The organism is Dactylosporangium sp. NPDC051485 (genome assembly GCF_040682015.1).
In the GTDB taxonomy this organism is placed as follows: Bacteria; Actinomycetota; Actinomycetes; order Mycobacteriales; family Micromonosporaceae; genus Dactylosporangium.
Genome location: NZ_JBFAZW010000100.1, coordinates 1 through 13,524, shown reverse-complemented (window position 1 = coordinate 13,524; position 13,524 = coordinate 1). Strand labels below are relative to the sequence as shown.

Annotated in this window: 14 protein-coding genes and 1 pseudogene; 6 read left to right on the top strand and 9 right to left on the bottom strand. The window is 76.7% G+C overall.

The features are described from left to right. Window positions 1-32: 32 nt before the first annotated feature. Genes AB0M46_RS39795 through AB0M46_RS39775 form a run of 5 tightly spaced genes read right to left on the bottom strand, consistent with a single transcriptional unit; the run spans window position 33 to window position 5,359 of the window. Window positions 33-929, bottom strand: a complete 897-nt coding sequence (locus AB0M46_RS39795) for an NAD(P)-dependent oxidoreductase (protein WP_363345036.1) — start codon at window positions 927-929, stop codon at window positions 33-35. Further along, the gene (locus AB0M46_RS39790) at window positions 914-2,440 is read right to left on the bottom strand and encodes a class I adenylate-forming enzyme family protein (RefSeq protein ID WP_363345034.1); all 1,527 of its coding nucleotides are present in this window, start codon (window positions 2,438-2,440) and stop codon (window positions 914-916) included. The genes AB0M46_RS39795 and AB0M46_RS39790 overlap by 16 nt, the downstream gene beginning before the upstream one ends. Continuing rightward, a complete protein-coding gene (locus AB0M46_RS39785) occupies window positions 2,437-3,597 on the bottom strand; it encodes a cytochrome P450 (protein WP_363345032.1) in 1,161 nt (386 codons plus the stop codon). The genes AB0M46_RS39790 and AB0M46_RS39785 overlap by 4 nt, the downstream gene beginning before the upstream one ends. Beyond that, window positions 3,594-4,331, bottom strand: a complete 738-nt coding sequence (locus tag AB0M46_RS39780; RefSeq protein ID WP_363345030.1) for a glycosyltransferase family 2 protein — start codon at window positions 4,329-4,331, stop codon at window positions 3,594-3,596. Before AB0M46_RS39780 ends, AB0M46_RS39785 begins: the two co-directional genes overlap by 4 nt. Then, window positions 4,328-5,359: a ketoacyl-ACP synthase III gene (locus AB0M46_RS39775; RefSeq protein ID WP_363345028.1), complete on the bottom strand. Its 1,032-nt coding sequence runs from the start codon at window positions 5,357-5,359 to the stop codon at window positions 4,328-4,330. Before AB0M46_RS39775 ends, AB0M46_RS39780 begins: the two co-directional genes overlap by 4 nt. Before the next feature lie 14 nt (window positions 5,360-5,373). Between AB0M46_RS39775 and AB0M46_RS39770 the strand changes: the two genes are divergently transcribed. Further along, window positions 5,374-6,573 carry a cytochrome P450 gene (locus tag AB0M46_RS39770; RefSeq protein WP_363345026.1) on the top strand — a complete coding sequence of 400 codons (1,200 nt, stop codon included), beginning with the start codon at window positions 5,374-5,376 and terminating at the stop codon, window positions 6,571-6,573. A 6-nt stretch (window positions 6,574-6,579) separates the two neighbouring features. On the opposite strand, the gene AB0M46_RS39765 is transcribed toward AB0M46_RS39770, so the two are convergent. Beyond that, complete coding sequence (locus AB0M46_RS39765; RefSeq protein ID WP_363345024.1) at window positions 6,580-7,953, bottom strand: trehalose-6-phosphate synthase; 1,374 nt, start codon at window positions 7,951-7,953, stop codon at window positions 6,580-6,582. 76 nt (window positions 7,954-8,029) lie between these two features. Here AB0M46_RS39765 and AB0M46_RS39760 point away from each other — a divergent pair, with 76 nt between their 5' ends. From AB0M46_RS39760 to AB0M46_RS39750, 3 genes are all read left to right on the top strand, one after another. Then, window positions 8,030-9,058 (top strand): enoyl-CoA hydratase/isomerase family protein, encoded by a 1,029-nt coding sequence (locus tag AB0M46_RS39760; protein ID WP_363345022.1) that lies wholly within the window; start codon window positions 8,030-8,032, stop codon window positions 9,056-9,058. A 52-nt stretch (window positions 9,059-9,110) separates the two neighbouring features. Next, entirely contained in the window at window positions 9,111-9,662 is a 552-nt protein-coding gene (locus AB0M46_RS39755; protein WP_363345020.1) for a hypothetical protein, read from the top strand. Between the two features lie 114 nt (window positions 9,663-9,776). Further along, complete coding sequence (locus AB0M46_RS39750) at window positions 9,777-10,700, top strand: hypothetical protein (RefSeq protein WP_363345018.1); 924 nt, start codon at window positions 9,777-9,779, stop codon at window positions 10,698-10,700. Here AB0M46_RS39750 and AB0M46_RS39745 read toward each other — a convergent pair. Beyond that, window positions 10,693-11,526 (bottom strand): universal stress protein, encoded by an 834-nt coding sequence (locus AB0M46_RS39745; RefSeq protein WP_363345016.1) that lies wholly within the window; start codon window positions 11,524-11,526, stop codon window positions 10,693-10,695. The two genes, AB0M46_RS39750 and AB0M46_RS39745, sit on opposite strands and share 8 nt — an antisense overlap. Before the next feature lie 72 nt (window positions 11,527-11,598). Continuing rightward, the gene (locus AB0M46_RS39740) at window positions 11,599-11,730 is read right to left on the bottom strand and encodes a hypothetical protein (protein ID WP_363345014.1); all 132 of its coding nucleotides are present in this window, start codon (window positions 11,728-11,730) and stop codon (window positions 11,599-11,601) included. Window positions 11,731-11,920: 190 nt separating this feature from the next. Between AB0M46_RS39740 and AB0M46_RS39735 the strand changes: the two genes are divergently transcribed. After that, window positions 11,921-12,130 carry a three-helix bundle dimerization domain-containing protein gene (locus AB0M46_RS39735; RefSeq protein WP_363345012.1) on the top strand — a complete coding sequence of 70 codons (210 nt, stop codon included), beginning with the start codon at window positions 11,921-11,923 and terminating at the stop codon, window positions 12,128-12,130. A 192-nt stretch (window positions 12,131-12,322) separates the two neighbouring features. Here AB0M46_RS39735 and AB0M46_RS39730 read toward each other — a convergent pair whose 3' ends face one another. Then, entirely contained in the window at window positions 12,323-13,051 is a 729-nt protein-coding gene (locus AB0M46_RS39730) for a hypothetical protein (protein ID WP_363345010.1), read from the bottom strand. Window positions 13,052-13,296: 245 nt separating this feature from the next. Between AB0M46_RS39730 and AB0M46_RS39725 the strand changes: the two are divergent. Then, window positions 13,297-13,524 (top strand): annotated as a pseudogene (locus tag AB0M46_RS39725) (hypothetical protein); the annotation flags it as partial.

Sequence of the window (13,524 nt, the reverse complement as noted above, 5' to 3'; positions counted from 1 at the left end):
CGATTGAGCGCTCACCGCCCAGGCTTCCGAGCTCAGCCGCCGAGCCAGCCCGCGGCGCCCTCGAAGGAGGTGGGGGCCGGGTCCAGGCCGAGGCGGGCGCGGGCGGCGCCGAGATCGAGGGTGCGCTCCAGGCCGAGGTGGCTGATGGCGTACCGGGTGAGCCGGGGCGGTCCGGGCCGGCGGGCCAGGCGCCAGGCGGCCTCGAACGCTCCCGCGGCCCGCCAGGCCGGGCGCAGCGGCAGGCCGCGGATTCGCACGTCCCGCCCGAGGGCGCGCATCAGCTCGCCTAGCGCGGCGCCGACGGTGACCGGTGCGGCGTCGGCGACGTTGTAGACGCCGGGCGGCGCGTCGGGGGCGCAGGCGCGCAGGGCGGCGGCCACCAGGTTGTCGATCGACGTCAGCGACTGGCGGGCCCGGCCGTCGCCGACGATCCACAGCGTGCGGCCGCGCACGGCGGAGAGGATGCGCGGCAGCAGCACCCGGTCGCCCGGGCCGTAGACGGCGTGCGGGCGCAGCACCACCGTGTCCGGGCGGTCGGCGAGGAGCCGCTCGGCGGCGGCCTTCGAGGCGGCGTACGCGGTCAGGTACCGCGCCACGGGTGCCTCGTCCTCGCGGGCCTGGACGGTCGGCCGGAACGGGTCGTAGACGCTCGCCGAGGAGATGTGCACCAGCCGTACCGCCGGGAAGGTCGCGGCGACGTGCCGGGTGCCCTCGAGGTTGGTCCGCCAGGTCGGGCCGGGCGGGCCCCAGTCGTTGACGGCGGCGGCGCAGTGCACGACCGCGTCCACGCGGGGCGGGCCGGGCAGCGGGCCGTCGTCGATGTTCCACTCGCGGCGGCCGAGCGGGTGGACGTGCCAGCCGGCGGCGGTGGCGGCGCGGCACACCGCCCCGCCGACGAAGCCCGTCACGCCGGTCACCGCGATGCGCACTGCCGCTCCAGCATCCGGCGCAGGGCCTCGCGGTCGGGCTTGGCCGTGCGGCCGGTCACCGGTATGGCCGCCACGGCGACGATCTCGTCCGGCAGGGCGCCGGCGTCGATGAGCGTGGGCAGGGCGGCGCGGACCGCGGCGACGACGGGCTGCGCCGGCCCGTCCGGGACGATCGCGAGGACGACCTTCTCGTCGCCGGCGAGGCCGGTGGGCAGGCCGACCAGGACCGCCTCGGCGACGCCGTCGAGGCGGGCGATCGCGGGCTCGTACAGGCCGGGGTAGATGTTGACCCGGCCCCGGATGATCATGTCCTTCTTGCGGCCGACGAGCACGATGCGGTCCCCGTCGAGGCGGGCCAGGTCGCCGGTGGCGTGCTCGGCCAGCGGGGGCTCGCCGAGGTACCCGCGGCACAGGTTCGGGCCGCGCACGAGCAGCTCGCCGTCGGGCGCGGTGCGGGCCCGCACGCCGGGCAGCAGCGCGCCGGCGAGGTCGCCGGGGCCGTCGTGCGCGAGCTTCTCCTCGGCGGTGGCGGCGGCGACCGGCACGATCTCGGTCATGCCGTACACCGTGAGCAGCTCGACCCCCGGCAGCAGCGCCCCGGCCCGGCGCAGCAGCGGGGGCGGGACGGGTGCGCCGCCGAGCATGACGCTGCGCAGGCCGGTCGGGGGCGGCACGCGGCCGGCGGCGATCGCGTCGAGGACGGCGGCGAAGTCGGCCGGCACGCAGAAGGTGTGCGTGACGCCGCGCAGCCCCGAGGCGTACCGCACCGGCTCGGCCGACGCCGCCAGCCCGTAGGGCGGCATCGTCCACAGCGCACCGGCGACCAGCGCGGGCAGGCCGAGCATCAGCTGGTCGGTGTGCACGACGTCGGCCGGGCCGAGCGCGCACCGCCCGGCCAGGACGCTGAGCCCCGCGCCGAGGGAGCCGCGGGTGTGCACGACGGCCCGGGGCGCGGCGGTGGTCCCGGAGGTGAACACGACGAGCGCCTCCCGGTCCGGCGCGTCGTCCACGGTGGACACCGCGGGTCCGGCGGCGAGGCGGGCGGCGGCGTGTGCCCCGCGCGGCACGCCGGGCAGCCACCGCCCGGCGTAGACGTGCCGGACCGGCAGCCGGTCGTAGGCGGGCAGCAGCAGCCCGCGGCGGCGGGCCGCCCAGCGGGTCGCGCGGAAGGCGCTCGCGGCGTAGAGCAGCGACTCGGCCGCGGCCCAGCGCGGGCCGGTGAGCGCCAGCCGGGCCGCGAACAGCTCGGGCCCGGCACCGGGGTCGGCAAAGACGACGGTGCCGCCGGCCGCGACGATGCCCAGGGCCAGCACGACGCCGGCGGGCTCGGGGCGGACCGAGAACAGCACCCGGTCCCCCGGCTCGAGGCCGGCCGCGCGCAGTCCGCCGGCGGTGGCCCGGATGCGCCCGCCGAACTCCCGGAACGTCAGCCGCAGCGCCCCGGACCGCAGCGCGGGCGCGTCGCCCCGCTCGTCGCACGTGGCGAGCAACGCCGTCAGCAGGTCGGTCATGCGCGGGCCAGGACCAGCTTGGCGTACCCCGGGATCAGCACCCGCGCGGCCGCCCGCCGCTGCCGCACGGCGAGGGGCCCGGCCTGGCGCCAGGCGGCCAGGACGGCGCCGAGGATGGCCTCGATCTCGGCCAGGGCCAGGGGCATGCCGAGGCAGTAGTGCGCGCCCGCGCCGAACCACAGCTGCCGCAGCTCCGGCGGGTGCGGTCGTTCGGGATCAAACGACCCGGACGCGCGGGCGCACGACATCGTCATGATGACCACCCGGTCCCCCGGCGCGACGGGCACCCGCCCGACCCGCCCGGGCGCGGCCACGCCGCGGAGCATGACCGGCGACGGCACGGTGTAGCGCAGCGCCTCGCCCACCACGGCGTCGGTGCGGGCCGGGTCGGCGGCCAGGCGGGCCAGCCAGCCGCTGTCGTGGGCCAGCGCGACCAGCCGCGGCACGAACGACACCAGCGTCTCGGTGCCGGTGAGCACGAACGCGGCGACGGCGCCGCGGGCCTCGTCCTCGGTCAGCCCGAGCTGGCGCATCCGGCCCGGCACGGTGGCGCCGGCCGCGTCGCGGTAGGCGGTCACGGCCGGGGCGGTCAGCTCGGCCATCACCGCACGGGCCCGGGCGACCTGCGGCGGGGTCAGGCCCCGTCGGGTCAGCCGGACCATCGCGGTGACCTCGGTGCCGCGGGCGAACATCGCGTCGAAGCGGTCCGGGTCGGGCGGCAGGCCGACGAGCTCGGCGATGACCGCCCCGGCGCAGCGGCGCACCTCGGCGACGAGATCGACCGGCGCCCCGGCGGCCAGCCGCGCGGTCATGCCGGCGAGGACGCCGGCCAGGACCCGCTCGCACAGCGCCCGCACGGCCGCCGGGGTGAACAGGCCGGACAGCTTGCGGCGCAGCCGGGCGTGGTCCTCCCCCGCCATGTTGAGCAGCACGCTGGGGCCGAGCACCGGGGTCCACAGGTCGGCGGGGGCGCCCGGGGCGGTCTTGCTGAACGTGCCGGTGTCGGTGAGCACCGCCCGCGCGGTCGCGGCGTCGTTGACGACCACGCCGAGGCCGGGCACCCGCACGACCGGGCCGAGCCGGGCCAGGCCGCGGGCGAGCGGGAAGAGCAGCGGGTGCGCGGCCAGCTGGAGGCGCCGCTCCCAGCGGGCGGTCACCGGATGTCTACAATGGACGGACGGTACCGGTGGTCGGCGTACCAGGCGAGGGTGCGGCGCAGCCCCCACGCCCGGACCCGCCGCGTCGAGCCGCGCACGGTGACGTCGCGGCGCAGCCCGTAGGCGGGGGTCAGCCGGCGCACCGCGTTGACGAGGGCCCGGTCCTCGTGCAGCTCCTCGATGGCCGTGCGCGGGAAGCCGCCCGCCCGCTCGTAGAGGCCGGCGGCGATGGCCATGTTGCAGCCGGGGGCCATCACGTACGGGCCGAGGTAGGCGGGATCGCGGTTGCCGGGGCGGAACTTGCCGAACCAGGCGGCCACCTCGACGGCGGTGGGGAGCAACCAGCGGTACCGGCCCGGGAGCGGGCCCTCGTCGGTGCGCGGCAGCAGCCGGCCGGCGACCAGCTCGAGGCCGTCGCCGAACGCGGCCCGGATGCGGGCGGTCCAGTCCGGCTCGGGCAGGCAGTCGGCGTCGGTGCGGGCGAGGTGGGTGGCGCCGTGGGCGATGGCGAAGCGCATGCCGGTGTCGGCGGCCGCGCCGGTGCCCTTGCGCGGCTCCCCGATGACGTGCACCGTTGCCGAGTGCGCGCGCACGACGTCGGCGGTGCCGTCGGTCGAGTTGTTGTCGACCACCACCACCGTGAAGTCGGGGTCGTCCTGCGCCGCCAGGGCGTCCAGCGTCTTGGTGATGCCGGGCGCCTCGTTGTACGCCGGAATCACCACCCAGAGGTTCACAGCCGGATCACCGTCATGCCCAGGCTGATGCCCCCGCCCAGGCCGACGAGCGCGATCAGGTCGCCCGGCCCGGCCAGGCCGGTCTCCAGGGCCACCGACAGCTGCAGCGGCAGGCTGGCCGAGGCGACGTTGCCGTGCTCGGGCAGCGTGACGACGACCCGGTCGGCCGGCACGCCGATGCGCTCGCGGATCTCCTCCAGGAACCCCAGCGACACCTGGTGCAGCCCGACGAAGGCGAAGTCGTCCCACGTGAGGCCCAGCCGGTGCACCGTGTCGTGCAGGACCTGCGGGCCCAGGGCCGAGAACGCGTCGCGGAGCCGGTCGCCGTCGATGCGGAAGTAGGTGTACTCCTCGTCGCGCGGGTGCGCCGAGCCCCCCGCCGGCAGCGTCCCGACGTCCCACACGCGCGAGTTCGCGGCCGCGCCGAAGCCGAGGATCCCGGGCCCGCCCGGCACCGCCTCGGCGGCGCGCAGCAGCAGGGCGGCGCCGGCGTCGGACAGCGTGTAGCCGGCGAACGCGGTCCGGAACGCGGCGATGTCCGGCACCCGCCAGCGCACCGCCCGCGACGGCGACTCCCCGCCGGCGATGAGCACCCGCCGGTAGCGGCCCGCGACGATGAGCGCGTCGGCGATCTCCATCGCGTTGAGCACGCTGTTGCACGCGTTCTTCACGTCGAACACCGGGCAGCCCAGCCCGAGCTTCTCGGCGACGATGTGCGCGGTCGCCGGCTCCACCATGTCCTGGCTGGCCGAGGCGAAGATCAGCAGGTCGACGTCGCCGGGTGCGGTGCCCGAGCCGGCGAGCACCTTCTGCGCGGCGGCCACGGCGAGGTCGGAGGCCTGCCAGTCCTGCGGCATCTCGTGCCGGTGCTCGATGCCGCTGACCCGGCGGATCAGCCCGGCCGGCGGCACGAACCCGTCGCTGCGCGCCGCGATGCGCTCCTCCACGCCGCGGCTGGACAGCCGGTCCGCGGGCAGATGGACCGCCACCCCGCCGAGCACGGCGACCCGTCGATCCAACGCTCCCACACGCGGACGGTACCATGATCGTTGTGGCCCTCACCCCCGACCGGCGGCACGAGCTGCGGCTGCTGGCGGCCAGCCGGCCCGCCCTGCCCCTCCTGCTGACCCTCGGGCGGTTCGCCCGGCCGATCCGCCGGATGCCCGGCCTCGGGTGGCTGGTCGCCGACCCGGTGACCGCCCGGCTGATCCTCAACGACGGCGAGCACTTCTCGCTGCTCGGCGAGGGCGGCGTCGGGCACCTGTGGGCCCAGGTCCTCGGCGACTGGGTCCACGACGCCTTCGACGGCGCCGGGCACCACGCCCTGCGGACCAAGGCCCGGGAGCTGTTCACCGAGGACAACGCGGCCGAGCTGGTCGCCCGGGTGGCCGGCCCGCGCCTGCGGCGGTGCACCGAGGCCCTCAACGCCGGGGAGACGGTCGACGTCGCCGACCTGGGGCGGGTCATCGTCGGGCGCATCGTGGCCGACCTGCTCGGCCTTCGCATCGGTACCACGGACAGCCCCGACGACGACGCCCCGTACCGGGCGGTGTTCAACACCGGCGAGGAGCTCGCCGCCCTGGCGCTGGGCAGCACCGCCTCCACCCACCTGCCCGACGCCACCGTGCGGGCCGCCAAGGCCATCGTGGCCCGGATGACCGGCGGGGTCGCCGCCGCGTGGCGCGAGGCGCCGCCCGACACGCTGCTGGGCCGCTGCCGGGACCTAGGACTCGGCCTGCGCGAGACCGAGGGCCTGGCCGTGCTGCTCACGGTGGCCGGCACCGAGACCGCCGCCAGCGCCATGGCCCGCACGGTCGCCCTCCTGCACGACACCGGCGAACAGCACCGCCTGCGGGCCGAGCCGGACCGGATCGCCGACGCCGTGCGCGAGGGCCTGCGTGTCACCACCCCCGCCCCGGTGATCGGCCGCTCCGTCCGCGCCGACGTGGACGTCGCCGGCCGGCGGCTCCGGGCGGGCGAGCGGGTCATGATGCTGACCTGGACCGCCAACAACGCCCCGGGCGGCTTCGACCTGGCCCGCCCCTACCTGCCCGAGAACCGCCAGCTGTGGTTCGGCGCCGGCCGCCACCTGTGCCTCGGCGCCCCCGTCGCGCGGGCCGAGCTCACCGCCCTGCTGCGCGCCCTCCTGGCGACCGGCCGGCCGTGGCGGATCGTCGAGCGCCGCTACGGCCGCCGGGTGCTGATCCCGACGTACCACACGCTGAGCATCGCCCTCGCCTGAGCGGTCTCAGCGCCCGAGGGCGTCGAGGAACTCCTTGGCCCAGCGGTTCACGTCGTGCGCGGCGACGTGGGCGCGCATGCGGCGCATCCGGGCGGTCAGGTCGGCCGGGTCGGCGCGCAGCGCGGCGGTGATGCCCCGCTCCAGGTCGTCCGTGTCGTACGGGTTGACCTGGAAGGCGTCGGGCAGTTCCTCGGCGGCGCCGGTGAACTCGCTCAGGACCAGGGCGCCCCGCTCGTCGCTGCGGGCGGCGACGTACTCCTTGGCGACCAGGTTCATGCCGTCGCGCAGGGGGGTGACGAGCATGAGGTCGGCGGCGAGGTACAGGGCGACCAGCTCCTCGCGGGTGCGGGACTGGAACAGGTAGTGCACGGGGGCCTTGCCGACGTCACCGAACTCGCCGTTGATCCGGCCGACCTCGCGCTCGACCCGCTCGCGCAGCTGCTGGTACTGCGCCACCCGCATCCGGCTCGGGGTGGCCACCTGCACCAGCACCGCCTCGCGGTTGCTGATCGTGCCGTCGTCCAGCAGCTCGCCGTACGCCTCGATGCGTTGTTCAATGCCCTTGGTGTAGTCCAGCCGGTCCACGCCGAGCAGCAGCGTCCGGTCGCCGCCCAGTTCCCGGCGCAGCCGTCGCGACTCGGCCCGCACGGTGTGGTCCGCGGCCAGCTTCTCGATCTCGCCGACGTCGATCGAGATCGGGAAGGCCCTCGCGGTGACGGTTCGGCCGTCGTAGCGCACCTGGTCCCCCTGCGGCTGCAATCCCAGCAGCCGCGCCGACAGCTGCAGGAAGTTGTGCGCCGCCAGCGACTGCTGGAACCCGACCAGGTCGGCCCCGAGCAGCCCGCGCAGCAGGTCGGCCCGGCGCGGCAGCTGCATGAACAGCTCGACCGGCGGGAAGGGGATGTGCAGGAAGAACCCGATGCGCAGGTCCGGCCGGACCTCCCGCAGCATGGCCGGCACCCGCAGCAGCTGGTAGTCGTGCACCCACACCGTGGCGCCCTCGGCGGCGACCCGCGCGGCCGCGTCGGCGAAGCGCCGGTTGACCGCCTCGTAGGCCACCCGCCACGCCCGGCGGTGCACGGGCGCCTCGACCCCGTGGTGGAACAGCGGCCAGATCGTCGAGTTGGACTGCCCCTCGTAGTACCGGTCGACGTCCTCCGCGCTCAGCCGTACCGGCAGCAGCCGTACCCCGTCGTGGTCGAACGGCTCGACGTCGTCGCCCGGGCCGCCGGCCCAGCCCACCCAGGCCCCCTGCGCGCCGCGCGTGATCGGCTCGAGCGCGCTCACCAGCCCGCCCGGGCTGCGGGTCCATCCATCGTCTGACCGATCGACGGGCAGCCGGTTGGCCACCACGACGAACGAGTACCGGCGCGAGTCCACGAAGCCTCCGTACCCGCCCGCATGGCGATCAACCCCGCGACGGGCGGCACGGTGCCCGGGCGTGAGAGCATGCCGCATGAGCACCTCGCCCGGCGCGCCGCCGGTGATCGTCCGGCTCGACGGGGACCTCGGGCGGCTGATCCTCAACCGGCCGGCCGTCATCAACGCCCTCAACGCCGAGATGGTCGCGATCATGCGCCGCGCCCTGGCCGACTGGGCCGGGGACGACCGGGTCCGCACGGTCCTCATCACCGGCGAGGGCGAGCGCGGCCTCTGCGCCGGCGGCGACATCCGCGCCATCCACGCCGACGCCGTCTCCGGCGGCACCGGCGCGCTGCGCTTCTGGGCCGACGAGTACCGGCTCAACGCCGCCATCGCCGAGTACCCGAAGCCGGTCGTCGCCTGGATGGACGGCCTCGTCATGGGCGGCGGGATCGGCATCTCCGGCCACGCCGCCCTGCGCGTGGTCACCGAGCGGTCCCGGCTGGCCATGCCCGAGGTCGGCATCGGCTTCCACCCCGACGTCGGCGGCTCCTGGCTGCTCGCCCACGCGCCCGGCCACGTCGGCACGCACCTCGCACTCACCGGCACCGCCGTCGGGGCGGCCGACGCGATCGCCGCCGGCCTCGCCGACCACTACGTCCCGGCCGGCCGGCGCGACGACCTCATCGACGCGCTGCGCCGCAAGGACGCCGCCACGGCCGTGGCGTCCCTCGCCGCCGAGCCGCCACCCGGCGACCTCGAGGCCGCCCGCGGCTGGATCGACGAGTGCTACGCCGCCGCCACGGTCGCCGGCATCCTCGACCGGCTCGCCGCCCACCCGGCGCCCGCGGCCCGGGACGCCGCCGAGGTGATCGCCGGCCGGTCCCCGACCGCGCTGCTCGTCGCGCTGCGCTCGCTGCGCACCGCCGCCGGCCTGCCCAGCCTGGCCGCGGCGCTGGAGCAGGAGTACCGGCTCTCGGCCAGGATGCTGCGGCTGCCCGACTTCGCCGAGGGCGTGCGGGCCCAGATCATCGACAAGGACCGCCGGCCCCGCTGGAGCCCACCCACCCTCGCCGACGTGCCGGACGCCGTCGTCGATGAGTACTTCGCCCCGCATTCTTAGGTTTTGCATAGATCGCTTTGACACTGGCGTCCCGGTCGTTAGGTTCGCCGGCATGCGGCACATCCGAACGCTGATCGCCGGGCTCGTCGTCGCGCCCGTGGCCTATGTCCTGCTCGCGGCCGGCGAGGTCCGGCCGGACGGGGGGCTCGCCCGGCCCCTGATGCTGGTCGTCGCCGGCCTGCTGCTGGGCGTCCTGGGCACCCTGCGCGTCTCGCCCCTGGGGGCGGTCGCCGTCGCGGTGCCGTACACCTTGGGCTATGTCCTGTCGCTCCTCGCCCCGGCGCGGGTGTTCCAGGCGCTGCCGCCGGACTTCTACGTGGCCGAGCACCGCCTCGACCTCGCGGCGCCGCTGCGCACCGGCCTGGCCGGCGTCGTCGGGGTGCTGCTGCTCGTCGCGGCGGCCAGCTGGCAGCGCTGGCGCCCGTGGCCGCGCCCGGGCGCCGCGGCCGTCGCCGGCGAACCGAGCACGGCCGAGACGCGTCGCGACGAGGAGCGGCCGCTGGGCGCCGACGGCCTCGGGCTGACCCAGTCGTACCGCGACGACTACCGCGAGGAGCCGACGACCCGCGAACAGACGCTGACCGACAGCGCCCGCTGGCGCTGACCCGTCGTCTCGGCAGCGCCCGGCGGCGGATGGCGGGCGCGGCGCGGGCGACCAGCATGCGGCCTGCACCCATTACTACTTGCCTCGTACTACGAGGCGCGTACCATGGCGCCCATGAGGAAGCTCTCCGCCATCCTGGCCGCGCTCGGCTCGGCGGCCGTCTTCGAGGCGCTGACGGTGCTGGCCACGCAGGACAAGCCGCTGCGGTCCGTGAGCCCGTGGCAGGACGACCCGTACGACGTGTTCGTCTCCCAGGCCGTGCTCGGCGTGCCGCTGCTGGCGGCCGTGATCGCCGCCCGGCTGCCCGCGTGGCGCTCGCCCGGCGGGGCCGATCGGGGCCAGCAGACGGCCCGGGCGGCCGGCGCCCTCACCCTGCTGATCGGGCTCGCCCTCGGCGCCGAGTGGGGCGCGGTCGCCGTCCGCGCGCACGCGCCCGCTTGGGACGGCCGGACCACGGCGCTGATCGCCGGGCTCGCCGTGGTGTCGCTGCTGACCCTCACCGTGGCCGGCCTGCTGTGGCGGTCCCGGTCGCCGCGCGGCACCGCCCGCGCGTGGCGGCACGACTGGCTGGGCGACGTCGCCGGGCGGTGGCTGTCCCCCGCCGTCGTCGCGTGGGTCCGGCGGCGCGCCGCGGTGGTGTTCGCCGCCGCGAGCGTGCTGGCCGGCGCCGCCGTGGCCGGCGCTCAGGCGATCGGCGAGGGGCTGAGTGACCCGCTGCTCATCGGGTGGTACTTCGCCGTGGTCGTCTTGTCGAAGTACACCTTCTGCGTCCTGACCAATGCCGCCGCGGGCTTCATCGCCCGGCCGCCGCGCACCCGGACCGCGCGCGTGGCCGAGGCGTCCGCGGTCGCCGGGACGGTCGCGCTGGCCCTCATGACCGCGTTCCGCGACCCGCTGTGGGACGCGGTCACGGGCGGGCCGGTGAACACGGTCCCGCTGCTGGTGACCCTCACCGTCGGGGCCGGGATGGCGACGGCGGCGCTCACCGCCGTGGTGGCAGCGCTGCGCCAGCCTCCGCAGCGGACCGCGGTCAGCTGACCGCGACGAGACGGCCCGCGGCCCGCACGACAGTCACCGGGCAGGCGGCGTTGCGGGTGACGACGTCGGCGATGCGGCCGGGGCGGCCCGCACCCCGCCCGCCGAGCACGACCAGCACCGCGTCGGCCGCCGCGTCGAGCAGCCGCGCCGCCGGGTCCACGCCGGTGAGCACGTCCACGGCGACGGGCACGTCGGGGTGCGCGGCACGCCAGCCGGCCAGGGCCTCGCTGACCTCGCGCCGGGCGTCCGCGTCCCGGGCCCACGGATCGTCGCCCGGGCACCGGACGTGACACACCCGCAGGCCGGCGCCGCGCAGCCGGGCGGCGCCGAACGCGAACGGCACGGCCGGCGACAGCGCGGCGGCGGCGTCGAAGCCGAGCACGACCGGGCGGCCGCCCGAGTGCCACGGCGGCGCCGCGTCGCCGCCCACGACGGTGACCGGGCAGGCCGCGCCCGCCATGACGTGCGCGGCGACGCCGTCCGGTCCGGACCCGGTCCGCCCCACGACCAGCAGCGTGGCCCCCCGGGCCGCGCGCACCAGCGCGGCGCCGGGGCCGCCCAGCACGACGGCGGGGCGCACCGGCAGGTCCGGATAGTCCTGGTGCAGCCGCGCGCGGGCGGCCGCCACGAGCCGCTCGGCCTCCACGGCCGCCGCGCCGACCGCGCCGGGCGGCAGCAGCAGCGCGTACGCCGAGCGCGTCAGCTGCGCGTGCACCAGGTGCAGCAGGCCACCCGACGCCGCCGCCTCGGCCGCGGCCAGGCGCACGGCAGCCGCGGATCCCGCGGAGCCGTCGTATCCGACGACGACCCTGCCCCGTGCCGCCATGACACTCCTTTCGTGGTCGGGCTCGCCCGTCACGTCACGTACCGGCAGCCCACGCATCTGCCTGCTCCCGTCTCACCGGGCCGGTCTCGCCGCCGGGCCGAGCGATCGGACCGTCAGGCGCGCCAGGGCGCCGCTCAGTCCGACGCCGACCGCGCCCACGACGAGCCCGAGCAGTACCGGCCGAAGGTTGCGCCGCGATTGCATCTGGTCCTCCCTGCCACGTTGCCGTCATCGGTCCCGCTGCCTCCACAATGCGCCGGCGCCGGCCGCCGCGGGGGAGTCGGAAGACCCGAACGGGCGGGCCACACGCCCCTGTCCGCCGCGGCCACCCCGGCCGAAGCTCGTAGCCGACGGACCTAGCAGCGCGACGGACCTAGGAGCAAAGGAGCCAGCCATGCTCGCCATGGAGCGCAAGACCCTCGTCGAGGAGCACGCCCTCGCGCACGCGACCGAGCGGCTGATCAAGCGGTACGCCGACCGGCACGACCCGCAGACCGTCCGGCAGACGGTCGCCCGCGCCGCCGAGCGCTACGCGAACGCCGAGGTCCACGCCTTCGTGCCGGTGCTCGTCGAGCGCGACGCCCGCCGCATCCTCGACGCCTGACACCGGCCCGACCACGTCCCGGGGCGCAGCGTTACCGCCGCGCCCCTCCCCCTCAGCTGAGACGGCCCGTCGGCGCGACGCCCGGACCACCAGCCCGATCACGTCCGGGGGCGCAGCGTCACCGCCGCGCCCCTCCGCTGAGCCGGCGCGATCACGTCTCGGGGCGCGGCGTCACCGTCGCGCCTCTCCCCCTCAGCTGAGCCGGCCGGCCGGCGCGATGCCGACCACGACGGCCGGGCGGCCCGCCCCGGCGGGCATCGACCAGGCCAGCCGGGTCGCCTCCGCCGCGGGCAGGAACTCCTCCACCCGGGTGGCGAGCCCCTCGGCCGCGGCGTTGAGCAGGACGGCCGACAGCGCCTCACCGGCGCCGAGCCAGTCGCGCGGCCCGTCGCCGGTGGTGGTGATCGCGAACCGGCCCGCGGACGGCCACAGCGGGCAGAGCCCGCCACCGGCCTCCTGCGCGGCCGAGCGCAACACGCGCTCGGTGGAGCCGTCGATGGGCGCGTCGGTGGGCGGGCGCCGGTCGCTGCGGCGCATCGCGTTGGCCCGGTGCAGCCGCAGCGCCCGCGACGAGGTGCCGATCGGGCCGGTGCAGCGCACGACCGCCAGCAGCCCGGGCTCGGCCGCGTCGGGCAGCCGCCGCACGTCCGCCCCGATGCCGTCGCCGGCCAGCGCCGTCACCGCGTGGTGCAGGGCGGCGCCGCAGCTGACCGTCAGCAGCCGCCCGTCGGGATCGTCGGGCGCCCGGCGGCCGTGATCGGCGATGAGCGCCGCCCGGTCGTCGTCGATGCGCCAGTGCCACGGGTGCGGGTCGAAATGCGCGGGCGCCTCCATGGCCGCGAGGGCCGCGCGGGTCAGCGCGCCGCCCGCCGCGCCGATGCGCGCGGCAGGCCCGCGGTCGGTGTACTGGATCGCCACCATGGCGCACTCCTCGACGCTGCAACGGGCTTCTTCCCACCAACGTTGCCCCGGCCGGGGCGGCGGCCGTCAGGGGCGAAGGTCCCGTATCGCGCCGGTGACGGATAGCCGACCGCCGCAGGTCCCGGCGAGGACGGGACTTCGGTCCCCGCCGATGGGGTGGTTGGGCTCTGCCGGCGCACCGTCCCCCGGCCGCACGCTACTTGCGTCAGTCACCGACACAAGATTCCAGCCCCGGAGGGCATCCCATGAAGCGCAAGACGCTCGACTTCATCGTCGGCCTCGGCCTGGTGGTCCTGGCCGGGCTCCTGCTGGTCGCCGGCATCGTCCTGACCAGCAACGCGAACTTCGCCGACGACTACGTCCGGACCCAGCTCAGCCAGCAGCAGATCAGCTTCAAGACGGCGGACACGCTCACCGCCGAGGAGAAGCAGTCCGCGTGCCTGGTCAAGTACGCCGGCCAGCAGCTCACCACC

Bases quoted from the DNA above. Each gene is read 5' to 3' on its own strand.
- AB0M46_RS39790 (WP_363345034.1), bottom strand. From the start codon at position 2,440: ATGACCGACCTGCTGACGGCGTTGCTCGCCACGTGCGACGAGCGGGGC.
- AB0M46_RS39770 (WP_363345026.1), top strand. From the start codon at position 5,374: ATGATCGTTGTGGCCCTCACCCCCGACCGGCGGCACGAGCTGCGGCTG.
- AB0M46_RS39760 (WP_363345022.1), top strand. From the start codon at position 8,030: ATGAGCACCTCGCCCGGCGCGCCGCCGGTGATCGTCCGGCTCGACGGG.
- AB0M46_RS39755 (WP_363345020.1), top strand. From the start codon at position 9,111: ATGCGGCACATCCGAACGCTGATCGCCGGGCTCGTCGTCGCGCCCGTG.
- AB0M46_RS39750 (WP_363345018.1), top strand. From the start codon at position 9,777: ATGAGGAAGCTCTCCGCCATCCTGGCCGCGCTCGGCTCGGCGGCCGTC.
- AB0M46_RS39745 (WP_363345016.1), bottom strand. From the start codon at position 11,526: ATGGCGGCACGGGGCAGGGTCGTCGTCGGATACGACGGCTCCGCGGGA.
- AB0M46_RS39740 (WP_363345014.1), bottom strand. From the start codon at position 11,730: ATGCAATCGCGGCGCAACCTTCGGCCGGTACTGCTCGGGCTCGTCGTG.
- AB0M46_RS39735 (WP_363345012.1), top strand. From the start codon at position 11,921: ATGCTCGCCATGGAGCGCAAGACCCTCGTCGAGGAGCACGCCCTCGCG.
- AB0M46_RS39730 (WP_363345010.1), bottom strand. From the start codon at position 13,051: ATGGTGGCGATCCAGTACACCGACCGCGGGCCTGCCGCGCGCATCGGC.